Consider the following 16,603-nt stretch of genomic DNA (forward strand, 5'->3'; position numbering starts at 1 on the left):
ACCAACGCGCACGCGGCCCCCGCCTCCTCCAGGACCGCGTGCGCGTTGGTGCCGCCGAAGCCGAAGGCGTTGACGCCGGCGATCAGGGGTCCGGGTGCCTGCCAGTCCCGCTGCTCGGTGACGAGTTCGAAGCCGGGGGCCAGGCGTTCCAGGTACGGCGCCGGCGGGGTGGTGTTCGGGGAGGGCGGGAGCCGGCGGTGCTGGAGTGCCAGGACCGTTTTGACCAGGCTCGGCAGGCCGGCCGCGTTGAGCAGGTGCCCTATGTTCGCCTTGACCGAGCCGAGCAGGCGGGGAGTTCCGTCCGCGCGGGGTGGGAAGGCGTGCCCCAGGGACCGCGCCTCGACGGGGTCGCCGACCGGGGTGCCGGTTCCGTGCGCCTCGACGTACGAGACCGCGTCGGGGTCGATGCCGCACTCGGCGTATGCCTGGCTGATGACCTCGCGCTGGGTGCGTGGGTTGGGGGCGAGCAGGCTCAGCGACCGTCCGTCGTTGTTGACGGCCGTCGCGCGGACCAGGGCGAGTACCGGGTCGCCGTCACGCGCCGCGTCGTCCGGGCGGGCGAGGACGAGGGCCGCTCCGCCCTCCCCCGGCACGATGCCGTCGGCGGCGGCACCGAAGGGGCGGCTGCCGCCCGTCGGGGACAACGCGCCCGCGCTGTCGAGGAGCCGGTGCCCGGTCGGGGTGAGGGCGAGCTGGACGCCGCCGACCACGGCGATGTCGCACTCGCCGCTGAGGAGGCTGCGTCGCGCCAGGTGCAGGGCCACCAGCGCAGAGGAGCAGGCGGTGTCGACCGCGAGGGCGGGGCCGTCGAGGTCGAGTGTCTGGGAGAGGCGGGCGGCGATCAGGTTGGGCAGGTTGCCGGTGAGCGCGCCGGGGTGGGCGGCGAGGTCGCCGTCCGTGGCGTCGGCCAGGATCTCGCGGTATCCGCTGTCGCCGACGGCGGCGAACACGCCGATCCTGCGGCCGGTCCTGCGCGGTCCCGCGTACCCCGCGCGCTCCAGTGCCTCGTGGGCCAGCTCCAGGAAGATCCGCGCCTGGGGGTCGGTCGCGCGGGCCTGTTCGTCGTCCATGCCGAAGCAGTCGGCGTCGAAGTCCGCGGGGGCGGGGAGGAAGGAGCCGAAGTAGCCGGGGGCGTCGTCCCAACGGTCGTCGGTTACGGCCGTCAGCGTGTCGCGGCCGGAGAGGAGAAGGTCCCAGAAGGCCTCGGGGGTGCGCGCACCGGGGAAGCGACAGGCCATGCCGAGTACGGCCACCGTCCCCTGCCCGGCGCGCTCGCCGGCCGGCGTCGAGGCCCGCGTCGTCTCGGGCGCACGGTCGCTGTCCGCGAGCAGGGCCAGCACATGCCCGGCCAGGGCGGCCACGGTGTCGTGGTCGCGCAGGACGCGGGGCTCCACCGTGACGGGGAAGGCGTCCTCGATGCCCGCGAGCACCGCCATCGCCTTCAGCGAGGAACCTCCGAGGGCGAAGAAGCGGTCCTCCCGGTCGATGGCCGCCGGGGAGAGGCCCAGTTCCCCGGCCCAGATCTCCCGGATCGCCTCCTCGACGTCACTGCGCGAACGTGGCGCGTCCCGCTGCGGGCCGCGGTCCTCCGGCCGTGCGGTCCCCCGCTCCGCCCTTCGCACCGTCCATCGCTGCTCGACGGCCGCGTAGGCGCCGGCCTCGAACCTGTCGCGCATCAGCGCCCGCCGCAGCTTGCCGCTCGTCGTCCGGGGAAACGCCCCCGGCGGCAGCGGCAACACCCGTACGTCGTCGTGGCCCAGGGCCTCACGGACCCGGGCCGCCACCGCGTCCAGCACCGTGAGGGCGGTGGCCGGTTCGGGCCGCGCCCACTGCACGAACACCACCACCCGGTCGCCGCCGGTGTCCGGATCGGCGGACCCGACCACCGCCACCGTTCCCTCCGGCACCCCGTCCGTGGCGGACGCGGTCTCCTCCAGGTCGGCCGCGTGGAAGGTACGCCCGCCGACGAAGACGACGTCCTTGTGCCGCCCCGTGACACACAGCCGGCCCTCGCTGAGGAAGCCCAGGTCGCCGGTGCGCAGCCAGCCCTCGTGGAACGCGGCCGCGCTCGCCTCGGGAGCGCGGTGATATCCGCGTGCCAGTTGTGGACCGCGTACTTCGACGTGTCCGATGCGATGGTCGGCGAGGGGCTCGCCGTTGCCGTCGGTGATACGGATCCGGCAGTCGGGGACGGGGCGGCCCACGTCCATGAACTCCACGGTGTCCGGGCCGGGTTCCGCGGGCACGGCCCTGCCCCGGCTCAGCGCGGCGCGGTCCAGGCACCGGGGCGCGGCGACCTCGCCGAGCGGGGGCACCGTCACGGCGAGCGTGGCCTCGGCCAGGCCGTACACGGGGAGCATGGCCGTTGCGTCCAGTCCGGCCGGCTCCGCCCTGGCGGTGAACTCCCGCCACACGCGCGGCGCGATGGGCTCGGCGCCCACGAGCATCAGGCGTATGCGGCTCAGGTCCAGTCCGGCCCAAGTGCTGTCCGGCACGCGCCGTACCGCGAGGGCGAGCGCGAAGTTCGCCGCGGACAGCAGCGTGGCCCGGTGCCGTGCCGCCGACTCCAGCCACAGCGCGGGGCGCTTGGCGAAGGTCAGGGGTTCGAGCCGTATCTGCTTCAGACCGGCCGCCATGGGGACCAGGTGGGTGCCGATCAGGCCCATGTCGTGGAAGTACGGCATCCAGGTGGCCAGTACGTCGTCGGACGTGATCTCCGTGGCGGCGCGGATCTGCCGGAGGTTGGCGAGGACGGCCTCGTGGGTGAGTTCCACGCCCTTGGGGTCGCCGGTGCTGCCGGAGGAGAACTGGAGGAACGCCAGGTCCTGCGGGTCCCGGCGGGGCAGGTCGCGCAGCGGGCGGGCCTCGCGCAACGCGCCGAGCCGCAGCGCACGTACCGGTTCCGGCAGCTCGGCGAGCAGTTCCTCGGTGGCGGCGTCCACCATGACGGCGGGCCGGCCGAGGAACTCCCACACCGGTCCGACCCGACGCGTCTGCGGGGCGAGCGGCACGGGCACCAGCCCTGCCGCCAGCGCTCCCCAGAACATCGGCTGGAAGTCCTCGCCGAGAGCCGCGAGAAGCGGTACGGCGGTGCCGGGCCGCAGTCCCGCCGCGCGCAGGCCGCCCGCCACGCGCAGTGCGTCGTCGCGCAGTTCGGCGAAGGTCACGGTGTGTTCGCCGCCGTCGCCCCGGACGTGGACGACGGTCTGACCGGGGTGCTCCTCGGCGGCGTGCAGCAGTACGTCGAGGAGTGTTCCAGCGGTGCGCGGCCCCGGAGTCGGCATGTGCTTCCTTCCTCGTCGCACGCGGCGAGGGGCACGCGGGCGCGCCCCGCCGACGTCGGGTACCCGGCAGGAGCGTTGTCGATCATTCACCTGTACGACGACGAGTCTCGCCGAACGGTTCACCGAAGAGCGGTTTCGAGGTCGTTCAGGTATGTCGAGACCGGCCCCAGGGTGAGCAACCCGCTGCCCGCGCCGGCCAGTTCGTTCGCCGCGGGGGTGAGGGCGGTGTGGGCGCGGGCCATGGTCCGCCCGTCGCCGAGGGCCAGTGCGGCGCGGGCGGTCAGGCACCACAGGGCCTCCTGGAGGAGGTCGCGGGGTGGTTCGGGCGTCGCGCGGAGGGCGTCGAGGGCCGCGGTGCGGTGGCCCTGGTCGAGGAGGAGCAGGGGGTGTGCCCAGGGGGCGTAGGGGCCCCAGTCGGTGTGGGGGTCGAAACGCAGGGGCAGGGCGTGTCGCAGGCGCAGGCACAGCAGCGCCAGGGGTGGCAGGCCGCGGGCGAGGCCCGGCATTCCCGAGCCGTCGAGCAGAGTGGCCGCTGCGCGGTAGGCGGCCTCCGCCTCGGCCGGGGACGCCTGGCCGGTGGCGTCCTTTCGCAGGGCGGCGAACCAGCCGGTGAACACGCCCACGAGCGGCCGTTCGTGGCGTGCGGCGAGGGCGTCGGCGGCGGTCGCGTGCTGGTCGGCCGTGGTGAAGTCCCCGAGGGCGCTGCGGGCTTGGAGGCGGACGAGGTGGCCGAGGATCTCGTAGGTGGACAGGCCGTGCCGGGCTGCGAGGGCGATCAGCTCGGCGCCGATGGCGTCGCGGCGCGGCGCGAGCCCGGTGCGGTCGAAGCACTGCATGAAGGACGCGTTGAGGGTGAACGCCAGCAGCGCCGGATCGTCGAGGCGGCGGGCGATGTCCTCGGCCTGGCGGGCGGCTTGCGGGCCGCGGGCGAGCGGGGTGCCGCGTGACTCCAGGGCGACGGTGGCGAGCAGCCGGGCCTTGGCCGCCTCGTGTCCTTCGGGTGGCAGGGCTTTGAGGGTGCGTTCGGCGGCCGCGACGACCCGGGCGGCCTGTTCCGGGTCGTCGAGGCGGGTCCAGATCGCCGGGACGTCGTAGGTGCCGATCACGCGTGCGGTCAGTTCGGCATCGCCCAGTTCCTCGGCGGCCGCGACGGCGGCGACCCGGTGTTCGCGGGCGGCCGGCAGTCCGCTGCCGCCGGTCAGGGCGAGGTCGCGCAGGAGTCCGGCCGTCGATTCGAGGCGGGCGCGGGCGTCGGGGGCGACGGCGCGGTCGTAGGCGGCGGCGACCTGCTCCCAGACCCGGCCGGCGGGGTGGTCGGGCGTCCGGTCGAGACGGCCGGACTGGCGGAGGATGTCCGTCTCCAGGGCGCGCAGGTCAGGACCGGGGTCGATGCCCAGGTCGGCGGCGAGCAGGGCCCGCGCGGTGCGCAGGACGTCCAGGGCGTCGGCCTGTCGGCCGGTGCGGTACAGGGCCAGGGCGAGCAGGCGCCAGGCGTTCTCCCGCCAGGGATGCTCGGCGGCGTGCGCCCGCAGATCGGCGGCCACCCGGTCGGCGTGGCCGAGGTCGAGCAGCGCCTCGGCCCGCAGTTCCACGGCGTACAGCCGCAGCTCGACCAGGCGGCGGCTCTCCGTCCGGGCCCACGGCTGCTCGTCGAACTCCGCGTAGGCCGGGCCACGCCAGCCGCCGAGCGCCTCGTCGAGTCGTACGCCCGCCTCCTCGGCCGACAGCGTCGCGGCGTCGGCGACCGCCTGCTCGAACCGCCAGGCGTCGACCGTGTCCGGCGCGGTGCGCAGGGCGTAGCCGGGGCCCTCGGTGACGAGCAGCCGGGCCGGGGTGCGCGGTGGGCGGTCGGGTTCGAGGGCGCGGCGGAGTGCGGCGACGAAGGTGCGTACGGCGCCCACGGCGTCGGCCGGCGGGTCGGTCCAGAGGTCGTCGACCAGGCGGGAGACCGGCACGAGACGGCCCCGGGCGACGATCAGCCGGGCCAGCACCGAGCGGTGTCTCGGGCCCTTCAGGTCGATCGCGTCGCCGTCCGCGTCCCACGCCGTGACCGGCCCGAGCACCCCGAAGTCAGGACCCACGCCACCGGTCACCGCCCCGCCCTCCCGACGGCCTGGACGGGTCGCGGGCTCAGGCGGGCTGCCACGGCTCCAGCCGATCGCCCTCGGGGTCGGCGGCTCGGACCAAGTGTCCGCCGATGCCGAGCACACGTTCCATGGCGCCATCCTGCCAGGACGCCGGGAGGGAGCGCGCGGCGGCCGGGCGGGCCGCGGGGACGTCGTTGCGGCCGGCGACCTCCAAGGCGACCGTGCCCTCCACGACGTGGGCCTGCGTGTCCGGCTTCGGCGACACGTCCTAGGCCGGCGCCGCCGTGGGTGGTCGGTCGGTGAGGGTGGTGCGCAGTTGTCTGCGGGAGGTGATGCCGAGTTTGACGAACACCTTGCGCAGGTGCCATTCGACGGTGTGCGGGCTGATGAACAGGTGCGCGCCGATCTCCGGGTTCGTCATGCCGTCCCGGGCCAGATGCGCGATCTGTGCCTCCTGCGCGGTCAGCGTCACCGGTGCCGTGACCGCCCGTCTGAGGACGGACTCCCCGGTTCCCTGCAGTTCACGACGGGCCCGCTCGGCGAACCCGGCGGCGCCGAACCCGGAGAACATCTCGTACGCGGTCCTCAGCTGCTCGCGCGCGTCGGTGCGGCGGTTCTCCCGGCGCAGCCACTCACCGAACAGCAGGTGAGCCCGGGCCAGTTCGGCCCGCATCCGGGTCCGGCCGAGCCGCTCGATGCCCTCCCGGTGGAGCGCCTCGGCGGCAGGGCCGTCGCCGAGCAGGGCACGCGAGCGTGCCTGGACGCCCAACGCCCAGTCGGTGCCCGCTGCGTCGGTCACCTCGGTCAGCTGCTCCGCCGCGTCGAGGGCGGCACCGCGCTCACCGCTGCGCGCTCCCGCCTCCACCCACTCGACCAGCGCCCAGTTGCCCACGGCCAGGTCCGGCGCGTTCGTGGCGGCCTGGCTCGCCGCGGCGAAGGCCTCGTCGTACTTGCCCAGGCCGTTGCAGAGCACCGCCCGGGCGCCCAGCGCGACGGTCATCCCGGAGCCCTCGCCACGGGCCAGGGCGTCGTCGATGTTGGCCTGGATCAGCGCGTCGGCTTCGCCCTCGTCTCCCTTCCAGGCGGCCAGTTGCACCGCTCCGTAGGACATGAGGTTGCCGCCGGTGGCCTCCTGCACATCGGCCATCTCCGCCACGAGCAGCGAGGCGGCGTCGAGTTCACCGGCGAACAGGTGCACGATGGCACGGGAGGCGAGCGCGAGCGGCAGGTCGCTGAGCGCACCGACGGCACGGGCGGTGTCGACATGCCGGGTGGTGAACTCGGACCAGCGCCGGTCGTCCCACAGGTCGGCCGCGAGGGCGTAGGCGAGCCAGGACCAGCGCAGCACCTCCTCCGGACCGGTGCCCCAGCGAAGCGCGTCGAGAGCGTCCCGGGAGCCGGCGGCCGCGGCGCCGTAGCCCTCGGTGAAGCGGAGGGTCAGGGCGCCCAGCAGCCAGTCCGCGTTGCACGACGGCTGAGCGACCGGCGCGATCTCGCGCGCGGCCGTCGCCACCGTCCGCGCGTCGACGGTGCCGGCCAGGCGGCCGGCGAACATCGCGGCCGCGATGGCGTCGAGGAGGGTTTCCCGGGCGAGGCCCGCGTCGAGCGGTGCGAGCCGGCGTGCCGCGGCCAGCAGCAGCGGAGCGGCGTCGTTGCCGCGGCCGGTGGTGAAGGCGAGCTGTGCGCGCAGAAGATCGATGCGCGCGTGGTGGAGCTCGTCCCGCTCGCCCTCTTCGGCGAGGGCCAGCAGTTCCCGTGCGGGCTCGGGCGCGCCGGCGCGCAGTTTCGCCTGCGCTGCCGCGAGGGCGCGGGCCGCCCGGTGCCCGGGGCGCGGGGTCAGTATGGCGGCATGCTCCAGGAAGGCCGCCGCGGCGGCGGTGCCGCCCCGTGACCGTGCCCGGCCGGCCGAGCGCTCCAGTTCGCCGGCGACCGACTCGTCGGGTCCGTCGGCGGCACGTGCGAGATGCCAGGCCCGGCGATCGGGATCGGAGTGCGCGTCCGTCGCCTCGGCCAGCGCCCTGTGGGCTTCTCGGCGCTCCGCCAGCTGCGCCGCGTGGTAGACCGCCGAGCGCACCAGCGGATGCCGGAAGCGCACCCGGATGTCCAGTTCGAGCAGGCCTGCCGCCACGGCCGGGGACAGCGCGTCCATGGGGACGCCGAGCCTCTCGGCCGCACGTCTGAGCAGGGCGACGTCGCCGACCGGCTCGGCCGCTGCCAGCACCAGCAGCCGCCGGGTCGCCGACGGCAGCGCGTCCACCCGCTGGGTGAAGCTGCGCTGCAGGCGGCTCGCGACGGGCTTCGGGCCGGGTGAGGCGAATCCGCCGGCGAGCTCGGCCGCCGACGACGCGCGCGGCAGCTCCAGCAGGGCGAGCGGGTTGCCCCGGGCCTCGGCGAGGATACGGCCGCGGACGCGCTCGTCGAACCCGCCGTGGATCACCGAGTCCAGCAGCGCGCGGGCATCGGGTTCGCCCAGGCCCTCCACCATCAGCTCCGGAAGCCCCTGAAGGAGGTGTCCGCCGTCCGGCTCGCGCACGGCGAAGACCAGTCCGACCTGGTCGGCCATGAGACGTCGGGCGACGAACCCGAGGATCTGCGCCGAGACGTCGTCGAGCCACTGGGCGTCGTCGACCAGGCAGATCAGCGGCTTTCGCCGGCCCACGTCGGCGAGCAGGCTGAGGACTGCTAGTCCGACGAGAAAGCGGTCCGGCGGCGTTCCCTCGCTCATGCCGAAGGCCGTCTCGATCGCGGCTCGTTGGGGATCCGGGAGACGGTCGAGACGGTCCAGGAAGGGGACACACAGCTGGTGGAGGCCGCCGAAGGCCAGCTCCATCTCGGACTCGACGCCCGCGGCCCGCACGACTGCGCATCCGTCGGCGTGGCCCGAGACGTGTTCCAGCAGCGCCGTCTTGCCGATGCCGGCCTCGCCGCGCAGCACCAGGACCGCGCTGTGCCCGGCCCGCACCGTCGCCAGGTGCCGGTCCAGCGCTTCACATTCGCTCTGCCGTCCCCGCAGGTGGGCCCCCGGATCCTTGCTCGTCATAGGCACCCCAGGCAGTGAGCGTATGTACCGCACCGAGCGTATATACAGGCCGCCGAATCCCGGAGACCTCGCCCGCTCCCGTTCCCCCGGCGTCGGCCCGTCCCGCTGCTCATTCGCCGCTCATCCGGCGCCGGGAGGATCGAGGGGTCCCCACCACCGATCGACGAGCATCGCAAGGAGCTCCACCATGTCCAGGTCCGCCATGCCCAGGTCCGCCATGTCCAGGTCCACGCACGGGTCCATGTCCGTGCCCCCTGTCATCCCCGGCTTCGATCATCACCGCGTCCCGGTGTCCGACGGCGTGGCCCTGCACACGGCCGTCGGCGGCTCCGGTCCGCCCGTCGTGCTGCTGCACGGCTTCCCTCAGACCCATCTGATGTGGCGGCACGTGGCCACCGACCTCGCGGCGGACCACACCGTGATCTGCCCCGACCTGCGCGGCTACGGTGCCGGCGACAAGCCGGCGGAGACCGACGGCACCGTCTACGCCAAGCGGACCATGGCCGCGGACGTCGTGGCGCTGGCCCGCGCTCTCGGGCACGAGCGCTTCGCCCTGGCCGGGCACGACCGCGGCGCCCTGGTGGCCTTCAGGGCCGCGCTCGACCACCCCGAGAGGGTCACCCACCTGGCGTGTCTCGACGTGCTGCCGACCCTGGACATGTGGGAGGTGATGCACGGCGTGAGCGCGGCCGTCGGTTTCCATCTGTATCTGATGGCCCAGCCGCCCGGCCTGCCCGAACGGCTGATCGGCGCCGCGCCGGACGCCTTCTTCGGCCACTTCCTCGACATCTGGACGACCGACCCGGAGGCCGTCCCGGCCGACGTCCGCGCCGCCTACCTGGCCGCCTGCCGTGCGGCCGTGCCGTCGATCGTCGCCGACTTCCGGGCCTCGGCCGGCGTCGACGTCGAGCACGACCGGGCCGACCGGGCGGCCGGAACCACGCTCGCGATGCCCGTCAGCGTGCTCCAGCAGGACTGGGGCGCGGCCCTCGGCTTCGACGCGGCGGTGCTGTGGCGGGCCTGGGCGCCCGATCTGGTGCACTCCACGGTGACCTGCGGCCACTTCATGGCGGAGGAGGCGCCCGATGTCGTGACGAAGGCGCTGCGCGAGCTCCTCGGCCGCTGAGCGACGCCGATCACGCCCTGCCCCGGCTACCAGCGTCCCGGCTCGGTCCCGACGATCGCCTCCGACGCCCTGCCGTCCACGCCCACCGGTACGTCCCCGGCGAGCATCACCCGGTGCATGGTCCGGGGGAAGCCGAGGTGGGCGTTGTCGCTCGGGGCGAGGTGGATGGTGGCCCGGTTGTCCCAGAAGGCGACGCTGCCGGGCTCCCAGCGGAAGCGGACCGTGTACTCGGGGCGCACGGCCTGCTCCAGCAGCATCTCCAGGACGGCGCCGCTCTCGGCCCGCGAGAGGCCGGCGATCTGCTCGACGTAGTAGCCGTTGACGTAGAGCACCCGCTCCCCGGTCTCCGGATGGACGCGCACCAACGGATGCAGCGAGGCGACCTGGTGGTCCAGCAGATGGCGGACGTACGCGTCGTCGCCGGGCCGGGGCTGGTAGCCGACGCCGAGGCGGTGCTCGGCGTGCAGGCCGTCCACGAACTCCTTCACCGGGCCGGACAGTCCGGCGTAGGCGGCCGCCAGGTTCGACCAGGTCGTGTCGCCGCCGTACGGCGGTACGGTCTCGGCGCGCAGGATGGTGGCGGCGGGCGGGTCGACACGGGCGCCGTGGTCGCAGTGCCAGCCGCGCAGCAGGGTGTGACGGCGGCGCCGTAGCCACTCGTCGTGCTCCATGCCGAACCTCCCGCCGAGCTCCAGCCGGTCGGCGGTCGTCTCGATCTCGGGGAAGTCCGCAGGGGATGCGCTCCCCCGCTTGCGCAGGACGACCGGTTCACCGAACCGCCTCGCGAAGGCCACGTGCCCGGCGTGGTCCAGCCGCTGCCCCCGGAAGAAGACCACCTTCCAGCGCAGCACCGCCGCCCGGATCGCGGCGACCACCGCGTCGTCCGGTTCCCCGGCCAAATCGACGCCGATGATCTCCGCCCCGATGTGCCCGGCGACCGGTCGCACCTCGATCCCCGTGCCGTCCGCGATGGTGCCGTCCGTCGTCATGCCCGCTCCGTCGGTCGTCCGTCCCCGCCGGCTCCGGTCCGAGCCGGTTCCAGGAAGATCGTGACAGTGATCGGCGGGCATGGCGACAGGGCCTCCGGCACAGGGGTTCGAGGGGCTTCAGACCGCGAACTCCCGGATCACCGTGTTCCGGAAGACCGCCGTGCCGTCGATCGTGAAGAGCGCGAGCCCGGTGTCGGCCGGATCCGGGAAGACCTCGGTCGAGTGCACGTACCGGCCGTCGTCCACGAACATCTCGATCGACGTACGGTCGACCAGAATCCGCAGCCGCACCGTGCCGGCGGACCCGTCGAAGGGGCTCCGGCTCTCCTGCCACCGGCCGGTGCTGTCAGGGCTGACCGTGTATCCCCGGTTGACGAAGGCGTAGTCGCCGTAGATCCCGGCGTCGATGTGGCGTCCGCCGTCGGAGGACCGACGTAGCTGCAGCCCTGCGCCGGTCAGTTGGTCCCAGGTGATCTCGGTGGTCAGCTCGTAGGCGGTGCCCGTGTAGTCGAGCAGACGGCTCCCGCTGACCTCCAGGTCGCCGAGGTCCACCGTGCGGGCGACATGGGCGTCGAGCCCGGCCACCGGCTGGGAGGCCAGGTGGTACGTGCCGTCCGTGGCCCGCTTGAGCGTGACCTCGCGGACGATCGAGTCGGTGCCGTTGAAGCCGTCGCACTCGATGGTGGGCGTGGTGTTGGCGTAGTCCCAGTGGTTCAGCCAGCCGATCGCGTACCGCGCGGCCGGGTCGAGAGTGCCGCCGGCGTCCCGCTTCTCGAAGGTGACGGCCGCGTACCAGTCCCAGCCGTGGTCGAGCCACTGCGGATCGCTCAGGTCGGGCGTGAACGTGGTGCCGTCGAAGGAGCCCGTCCAGTAGGCGTACGTGCTCGGCAGCCCGGATCCCTTCCCGTTGGCGCTCACGCCCAGCACCCACTTCCAGGTGCCGTCCGCCGCCCGGATGCGGAACAGGTCCGGGCACTCCAGGACGCCGATGCCGCCCTTGATGAAGCCTCCGACGTACGTCCACGACTTGAGGTCGGCGGAGTGGTAGAAGCCCACCTTGTCGTTCTCGGCGAGGGCCATCACCCAGCGTCCGCGCTCCTCGTCGCGGATGACCTTGGGATCGCGGAAGTCCCGGACGCCGGGGTTGGGCAGGACCGGGGCGGTGCCGTGGTTGGTGAACGTACGGCCGCCGTCGGTCGAGTAGTACAGGTACTGCGCCTGGGCGCCGTCGCCGGGCGCCATGGTGGCGAGGACGATCACCGCGCCCGCGCCGAAGCCCGCCGTGTTGCCGGTGTCGACCACCGCCGAGCCGGACCAGACGTCGCCGTTGGGTGTGGTGTCCTTCGGTACGGCGATCCCGCGGTCGGTGAAGGAGACCAGGTCGGTGCTGGTCGCCAGGCGCCAGGCCGTGCCGGCGGCCGTGCCGCCCGTCGAGTAGTCGGGGTTGTAGAGGTAGTAGTAGTGGTACTCGCCGTCGATCCACACCGGCCGCTGCGGGTCGTTCATCCACTGGTCGGGGACCGTGAAGTGGTACTCGGCCCGGTAGCTGCCGGTGCAGGCGGCGGCCGTCGTGGACGCGGCCCGCGCCGACGCCGCGGACGCGGATCTCGAACCGGCGGGAAGTAAGGCGCCGGCCGCGCCCACGGCCGAGGCGATGAACAGCGACCTCCTGGATATTCCGGGCATGCCGGATATGCCACGCACAGTGCGGCTCCTTTCCCTGACGGCGTCGTCAGGACTGCGGCTCATGGAGATCCGAACCGGATCGGAACTGGCCACCGGATCCGGAGTCGTTCAATCCCGGACCGGTCGACCTGGATCGGAACTGTGAGGCCTAACTCGTTAAAGGTCAAGCCGTTCACGACTCTTGACAGGGTCACGGTGCCCTTCACATCATCTGGGCATCAGATTCTGGCTAACACGAGTTAGGCCCGTTCAGATGACCGACTCGCTCACCCGCCGCACCCTGCTGCGGTACGGCGCCTACGGCGCGGGAGCCGCCGCGCTCGCCGGCACCGCCGCCAGCTGGGACCGGCTCACCGGAGCCGACATACCCGGCCGCGACGACGGCTCGCTCGTCGTCGCCACCCTCGGCCCCGCCTACGGACCGGAGGCCGTCCGCACGCTCACGGAGGGCTTCAAGGAGGTCCACCCCGACATCAAGCTCCGCATCAACGCCGTGCAGGCCGTCGACTGGTCGGACTTCTTCGCGAAGATCCTCACCCAGATCGCGGCGGGCACCGCGCCCGACCTGGTGTACGTCGCCACCGAAGGCGTCCAGCTGTTCGCGCAGCGCCTCGGAGTCCCGCTGGACGACTGGGTGAAGCGGGACGCCGGGGAGCTGCGCGAATACTTCTCCGACGTCCATCCCTCCCTGGTGGAGTCGATGATGTACGAGGGGAGCCTCTACCAGCTGCCGGTCGAGTTCAACGCGGCCGACATGTACCTCAACAACCAGGTGCTGAAGCGGGCGGGAGCGGACTTCCCGGCGGCCGACTGGACGCGCGACGACTTCACCGGACTGCTGCGGGACATGAAGAAGTCCAGCGGCTCCCAGTTCACGCCGTACTTCTGGACCAACCGGCTGTGGGGCGGCGTGGTGCCCTGGCTGTTCGCCAACGACACCAACCTGCTCAGCGAGTCCAAGGCGCCGGGCGGCGGCTGGCTGTGGGACTCCTTCTACCCCGCCGCCGCACGGCAGGGCCGCGGGGGCGGCTTCCGCTGGACGACGCCGCAGGCCACGGACGCGCGCGTGGAGGAGGCGTACGACTATCTCGCCTCCCTCATCCAGGAGGGGCTGTGCACCCGCCCCGAGGGCGGCAACGGCCAGAACCTGATCGGTGTGTTCTCCACCGGCCGGGTCGGCGTCACGCCCGCGGGCGGCTTCTGGGCGGGCGGCCTGCATCTGGCCGGCATGAAGGCGGACGGCTTCGACGTGCAGTACTTCCCGCGCTGGCGCACCCAGCGCATGCAGTACGGCGCCGCCGGCTACGCCCTGTTGCGCACGTCGAAGCGGCAGGAGGAGGCCTGGGAGTTCATCAAGTACGCCGCCCGCAAGGACACCCTGACGCGGCTGTTCGAGACCAACCAGACCACTCCGGCGCGCCGCTCGATGTTGACCGCCGACCGCTATCGCGAGACCGGCCCGAACCACTGGCAGGTCTTCTACGACACCCTCGACAAGTTCCCGAACACCGGGCCGATCCCCGCCCCGCCGCAGGTCGCCGAAGTCGAGCAGGTGCTGCTCAAGCACACCGGCACCGCGCTGGCCTCGCGGCGCTCGGTCGCCCCCGCGCTGCGCCGGATGCAGAGCGATCTGGAGAAGGCCATGGAGCGTGACGTATGACGAACACCCAGATACCGGCCGTACGGCCGCCGCAGCCGGCCACACCGCCGGCGCCCGCGCCGCGTACGGCCGCCCGCGACCGTGGTTCCCGGCTCCTGGCCACCCTCTTCCTCGCGCCCACGATCGTCGGCATCGTCGTCTTCACGGTCGTCCCGATCATCGGCTCGGTGGTGCTGAGCCTCTTCCACTGGAACGTGATCGACGAGCCGAGCTTCGCCGGGGCGGCCAACTACGGTGAGGTCTTCACCGATTCGACGGTGCTGGTGTCCTTCCGCAACACGCTGGTGTTCATGGTGTTCGCGGTCGCGCTGCAACTGGTCGTCGCCCTGGTGCTGGCCCTCGCGGTGAACGGGCGGATGCCGGTGTGGCTGCGCTCGGTGTTCCGGTCGGCGTTCTTCTTCCCGCTGGTGCTGTCCGCGGCGTCGATCTCGGTGGTGATGAAGTACCTGTTCAACCAGGACTTCGGGGTCGTGAACTGGGTGCTCGGGCTGGTCGGGGTCGCCCCGGTGCCGTGGCTGACGTCGGAGAACGCGGCGATGGCCACGGTGATCCTGGTCTACGTCTGGCAGCAGTTCGGGTTCTCGTTCCTGCTGTTCGTCGGAGGCCTGAACAACATCCCCAAGGAGATCCACGAGGCCGCCTCCCTCGACGGCGCGACGGGTCTGCGCAAGCACCTGAACGTCACGCTGCCGCTGCTCTCCCCCACGCTGCTGGTCGCGTCGGTGGTCGGCATCATCAACGCGCTGCAGGTCTTCGAGCAGCCGTACGTGCTCACCAACGGCGGTCCCGGCGACGCCACCCGGACCGTGGTGATGGTCATCTACGAGAGCGCGTTCGAACAGCTGCGCTTCGGTGAGGCCTCGGCGGTGGGTGTGCTGCTGTTCGTGCTGATCATGGCGGTCACCGCCCTCCAGTTCCGGCTCAGCCGGCGTTTCGTCCACTACCAGTGAGCCCGGTGACTTCCATGAGCCAAGCAACCCTGTCCCTGAGCCGCACCCGGCACTCGCTCGCGCCGTGGGCCCGCATCGCCGCGCTGGCCGTGTGCGCGCTGCTGACGCTGGGCCCGGTCGTCTGGACCGTCTCCACCTCGCTGCGCACCCCGGCCGAGGCCTTCGACCTGCCACCGAAGATCATCCCGACGGATCCGTCCCTGGAGGCGTACAGCGGGGTCTTCGACCAGATCGACGTCTGGCTGCTCGCCCTGAACTCCACGCTGGTGACGGCCCTCATCGCGGTGGGCCAGATGATCACGGCCGGTCTCGCCGGGTACGCCTTCGCACGTCTCGAATTCCGGTTCAAGAAGCCGCTGTTCGGGCTGGTGCTGGCGACGATGATGGTGCCGTTGCAGGTCACGATCGTGCCGGTGTTCCTGGTGCTGAAGTCGATGGGCCTGACCGACACCCTGCTCGGTCTGATCATCCCGGCCTTCCCGACCGCGTTCGGGACCTTCCTGATGCGCCAGTACTTCCTGGGCATGCCCAAGGACCTGGGCGAGGCGGCGATGCTGGACGGCTGCGGGCCCTGGCGGATCTTCCGGTCCGTGTACGCGCCGCTGGCCGCGCCCGGTCTCGCGATCGTCGGTGTGCTGGCCTTCAACTACCACTGGAACGAGTTCTTCCGGCCGCTGATCCTGGAGACCTCCGGCCAGAACTACACGCTCCCCCTGGGCCTGGTCTCCCTCCAGGGCAACCTGGGCACCGGTTCCATCTCGGTGGTCCTGGCCGGTGTCGTCCTCTCCATGATCCCCGCCGTCGCCGTGTTCGTCGTCGGTCAGCGCCCTCTGCGTGAGGGCATCACGTCCGCAGGAGTCAACCGTTGAGCCTCACCGCTCCGTCCTCGGACCCGGGCGCCCCGCGCTTCCGGGTCCGTCCCCCCGCCAACTGGATGAACGACCCGAACGGTCCCTTCCGTTGGCGGGACCGGTACCACCTCTTCTACCAGCACAACCCCGCCGCCCCCGTGCACACGAACGTCCACTGGGGGCATGTCTCAAGCGCCGACCTGGTCGAGTGGGAGCACCATCCGATCGCGCTGACCCCGACGCCGGGCGGCCCGGACGAGGCGGGCTGCTGGTCGGGGTGCGTGGTCGACGACGACGGCGTGCCGACGGCGGTGTACACGGGGGTCGACCGCCGGCACGTCGGGCTCGGCGCGATCTGCCTGGCCCGGGCGGTGGTCCCGGAGGACGAGACGCTCACCGACTGGAAGCCGCTGCCGACGCCGGTGGTGACCGGTCCGCCCGCCGACCTGGACGTGGTCATGTTCCGCGACCCGTTCGTGTTCCGCGGCGGCGGGCGCCGCTGGGCGCTGGTCGGCGCGGGGCACGCCGACGGGACGCCGTCGGTGTTGCTGTACGACTGCGACGACCTGTCCGACTGGCGGTTCGCCGGGGTGTTCCTCGACGGCAACGACCCGGTCGCGGCGGATGCCTTCGGCGACAAGGCGGTGGGCTGGGAGTGCCCGCAGCTGTACTCGACGGAGGGCGGGGAGTGGGTGCTGGTGCTGTCGCTGTGGGACGGAGATCCGTGCAGCACGGGCTACCTGACAGGGCGTCTGGATCCAGGAGCGGAGGGCGAGTTGCGCTTCGCCCCCCGCACCGGCGGCCGCCTCGACCACGGGCGTGACTTCTACGCCCCCGCCGTGCTCCAGGAGCCCGACCGGGCGCTGATGTGGGGCTGGTCGTGGGAGGCCCGCGGGCAGGACGAGGTCGACCGGGCGGGCTCCTGGAGCA

Annotated in this window: 12 protein-coding genes; 5 read left to right on the forward strand and 7 right to left on the reverse strand. The window is 72.7% G+C overall.

Features of this window, described 5'->3' with window-relative positions; translation table 11 throughout:
• From L0P92_RS31320 to L0P92_RS45295, 5 genes are all read right to left on the reverse strand, one after another.
• A partial coding sequence (locus tag L0P92_RS31320; RefSeq protein WP_234766428.1) for a beta-ketoacyl synthase N-terminal-like domain-containing protein occupies window positions 1-3,284 on the reverse strand: 3,284 nt, incomplete at its 3' end.
• Between the two features lie 119 nt (window positions 3,285-3,403).
• Window positions 3,404-5,377 (reverse strand): AfsR/SARP family transcriptional regulator, encoded by a 1,974-nt coding sequence (locus tag L0P92_RS31325; protein WP_372497360.1) that lies wholly within the window; start codon window positions 5,375-5,377, stop codon window positions 3,404-3,406.
• A 37-nt stretch (window positions 5,378-5,414) separates the two neighbouring features.
• Window positions 5,415-5,636: a hypothetical protein gene (locus tag L0P92_RS31330; RefSeq protein ID WP_234766429.1), complete on the reverse strand. Its 222-nt coding sequence runs from the start codon at window positions 5,634-5,636 to the stop codon at window positions 5,415-5,417.
• 3 nt (window positions 5,637-5,639) lie between these two features.
• Window positions 5,640-8,411 (reverse strand): helix-turn-helix transcriptional regulator, encoded by a 2,772-nt coding sequence (locus tag L0P92_RS31335; protein ID WP_234766430.1) that lies wholly within the window; start codon window positions 8,409-8,411, stop codon window positions 5,640-5,642.
• A 120-nt stretch (window positions 8,412-8,531) separates the two neighbouring features.
• Window positions 8,532-8,654 carry a hypothetical protein gene (locus L0P92_RS45295; protein ID WP_273634125.1) on the reverse strand — a complete coding sequence of 41 codons (123 nt, stop codon included), beginning with the start codon at window positions 8,652-8,654 and terminating at the stop codon, window positions 8,532-8,534.
• Between the two features lie 4 nt (window positions 8,655-8,658).
• On the opposite strand from L0P92_RS45295, the gene L0P92_RS31340 reads away from it, so the two are divergent.
• Window positions 8,659-9,537, forward strand: coding sequence for an alpha/beta fold hydrolase (locus L0P92_RS31340; RefSeq protein ID WP_234766437.1), 879 nt, complete (start codon window positions 8,659-8,661; stop codon window positions 9,535-9,537).
• 26 nt (window positions 9,538-9,563) lie between these two features.
• On the opposite strand, the gene L0P92_RS31345 is transcribed toward L0P92_RS31340, so the two are convergent.
• Together L0P92_RS31345 and L0P92_RS31350 are read right to left on the reverse strand one after the other, a co-directional pair.
• On the reverse strand, window positions 9,564-10,526 hold the full coding sequence (locus tag L0P92_RS31345) for a TauD/TfdA dioxygenase family protein (protein ID WP_234766431.1): 963 nt from the start codon (window positions 10,524-10,526) through the stop codon (window positions 9,564-9,566).
• 117 nt (window positions 10,527-10,643) lie between these two features.
• Window positions 10,644-12,212, reverse strand: coding sequence for a glycoside hydrolase family 32 protein (locus L0P92_RS31350; protein ID WP_234766438.1), 1,569 nt, complete (start codon window positions 12,210-12,212; stop codon window positions 10,644-10,646).
• 253 nt (window positions 12,213-12,465) lie between these two features.
• On the opposite strand from L0P92_RS31350, the gene L0P92_RS31355 reads away from it, so the two are divergent.
• The 4 genes from L0P92_RS31355 to L0P92_RS31370 all read left to right on the forward strand — a co-directional run.
• Entirely contained in the window at window positions 12,466-13,872 is a 1,407-nt protein-coding gene (locus tag L0P92_RS31355) for an extracellular solute-binding protein (RefSeq protein ID WP_234766432.1), read from the forward strand.
• The gene (locus L0P92_RS31360) at window positions 13,869-14,822 is read left to right on the forward strand and encodes a carbohydrate ABC transporter permease (RefSeq protein ID WP_234766433.1); all 954 of its coding nucleotides are present in this window, start codon (window positions 13,869-13,871) and stop codon (window positions 14,820-14,822) included. Before L0P92_RS31355 ends, L0P92_RS31360 begins: the two co-directional genes overlap by 4 nt.
• A 14-nt stretch (window positions 14,823-14,836) precedes the next feature.
• A complete protein-coding gene (locus L0P92_RS31365) occupies window positions 14,837-15,691 on the forward strand; it encodes a carbohydrate ABC transporter permease (RefSeq protein WP_234766434.1) in 855 nt (284 codons plus the stop codon).
• Window positions 15,688-16,603: glycoside hydrolase family 32 protein (locus tag L0P92_RS31370; RefSeq protein ID WP_234766435.1), on the forward strand; the 916-nt coding region annotated here is incomplete at its 3' end. The genes L0P92_RS31365 and L0P92_RS31370, both read left to right, overlap by 4 nt.

The sequence above is a fragment of the Streptomyces muensis genome (genome assembly GCF_021474425.1).
GTDB lineage: Bacteria > Actinomycetota > Actinomycetes > Streptomycetales > Streptomycetaceae > Streptomyces > Streptomyces muensis.

Excerpts from the sequence above, each read along its gene's own strand:
- L0P92_RS31335 (WP_234766430.1), bottom strand. The coding sequence starts at position 8,411 with ATGACGAGCAAGGATCCGGGGGCCCACCTGCGGGGACGGCAGAGCGAA.
- L0P92_RS45295 (WP_273634125.1), bottom strand. The coding sequence starts at position 8,654 with ATGGACCCGTGCGTGGACCTGGACATGGCGGACCTGGGCATGGCGGAC.
- L0P92_RS31345 (WP_234766431.1), bottom strand. The coding sequence starts at position 10,526 with ATGACGACGGACGGCACCATCGCGGACGGCACGGGGATCGAGGTGCGA.
- L0P92_RS31350 (WP_234766438.1), bottom strand. The coding sequence starts at position 12,212 with ATGCCCGGAATATCCAGGAGGTCGCTGTTCATCGCCTCGGCCGTGGGC.
- L0P92_RS31355 (WP_234766432.1), top strand. The coding sequence starts at position 12,466 with ATGACCGACTCGCTCACCCGCCGCACCCTGCTGCGGTACGGCGCCTAC.
- L0P92_RS31360 (WP_234766433.1), top strand. The coding sequence starts at position 13,869 with ATGACGAACACCCAGATACCGGCCGTACGGCCGCCGCAGCCGGCCACA.
- L0P92_RS31365 (WP_234766434.1), top strand. The coding sequence starts at position 14,837 with ATGAGCCAAGCAACCCTGTCCCTGAGCCGCACCCGGCACTCGCTCGCG.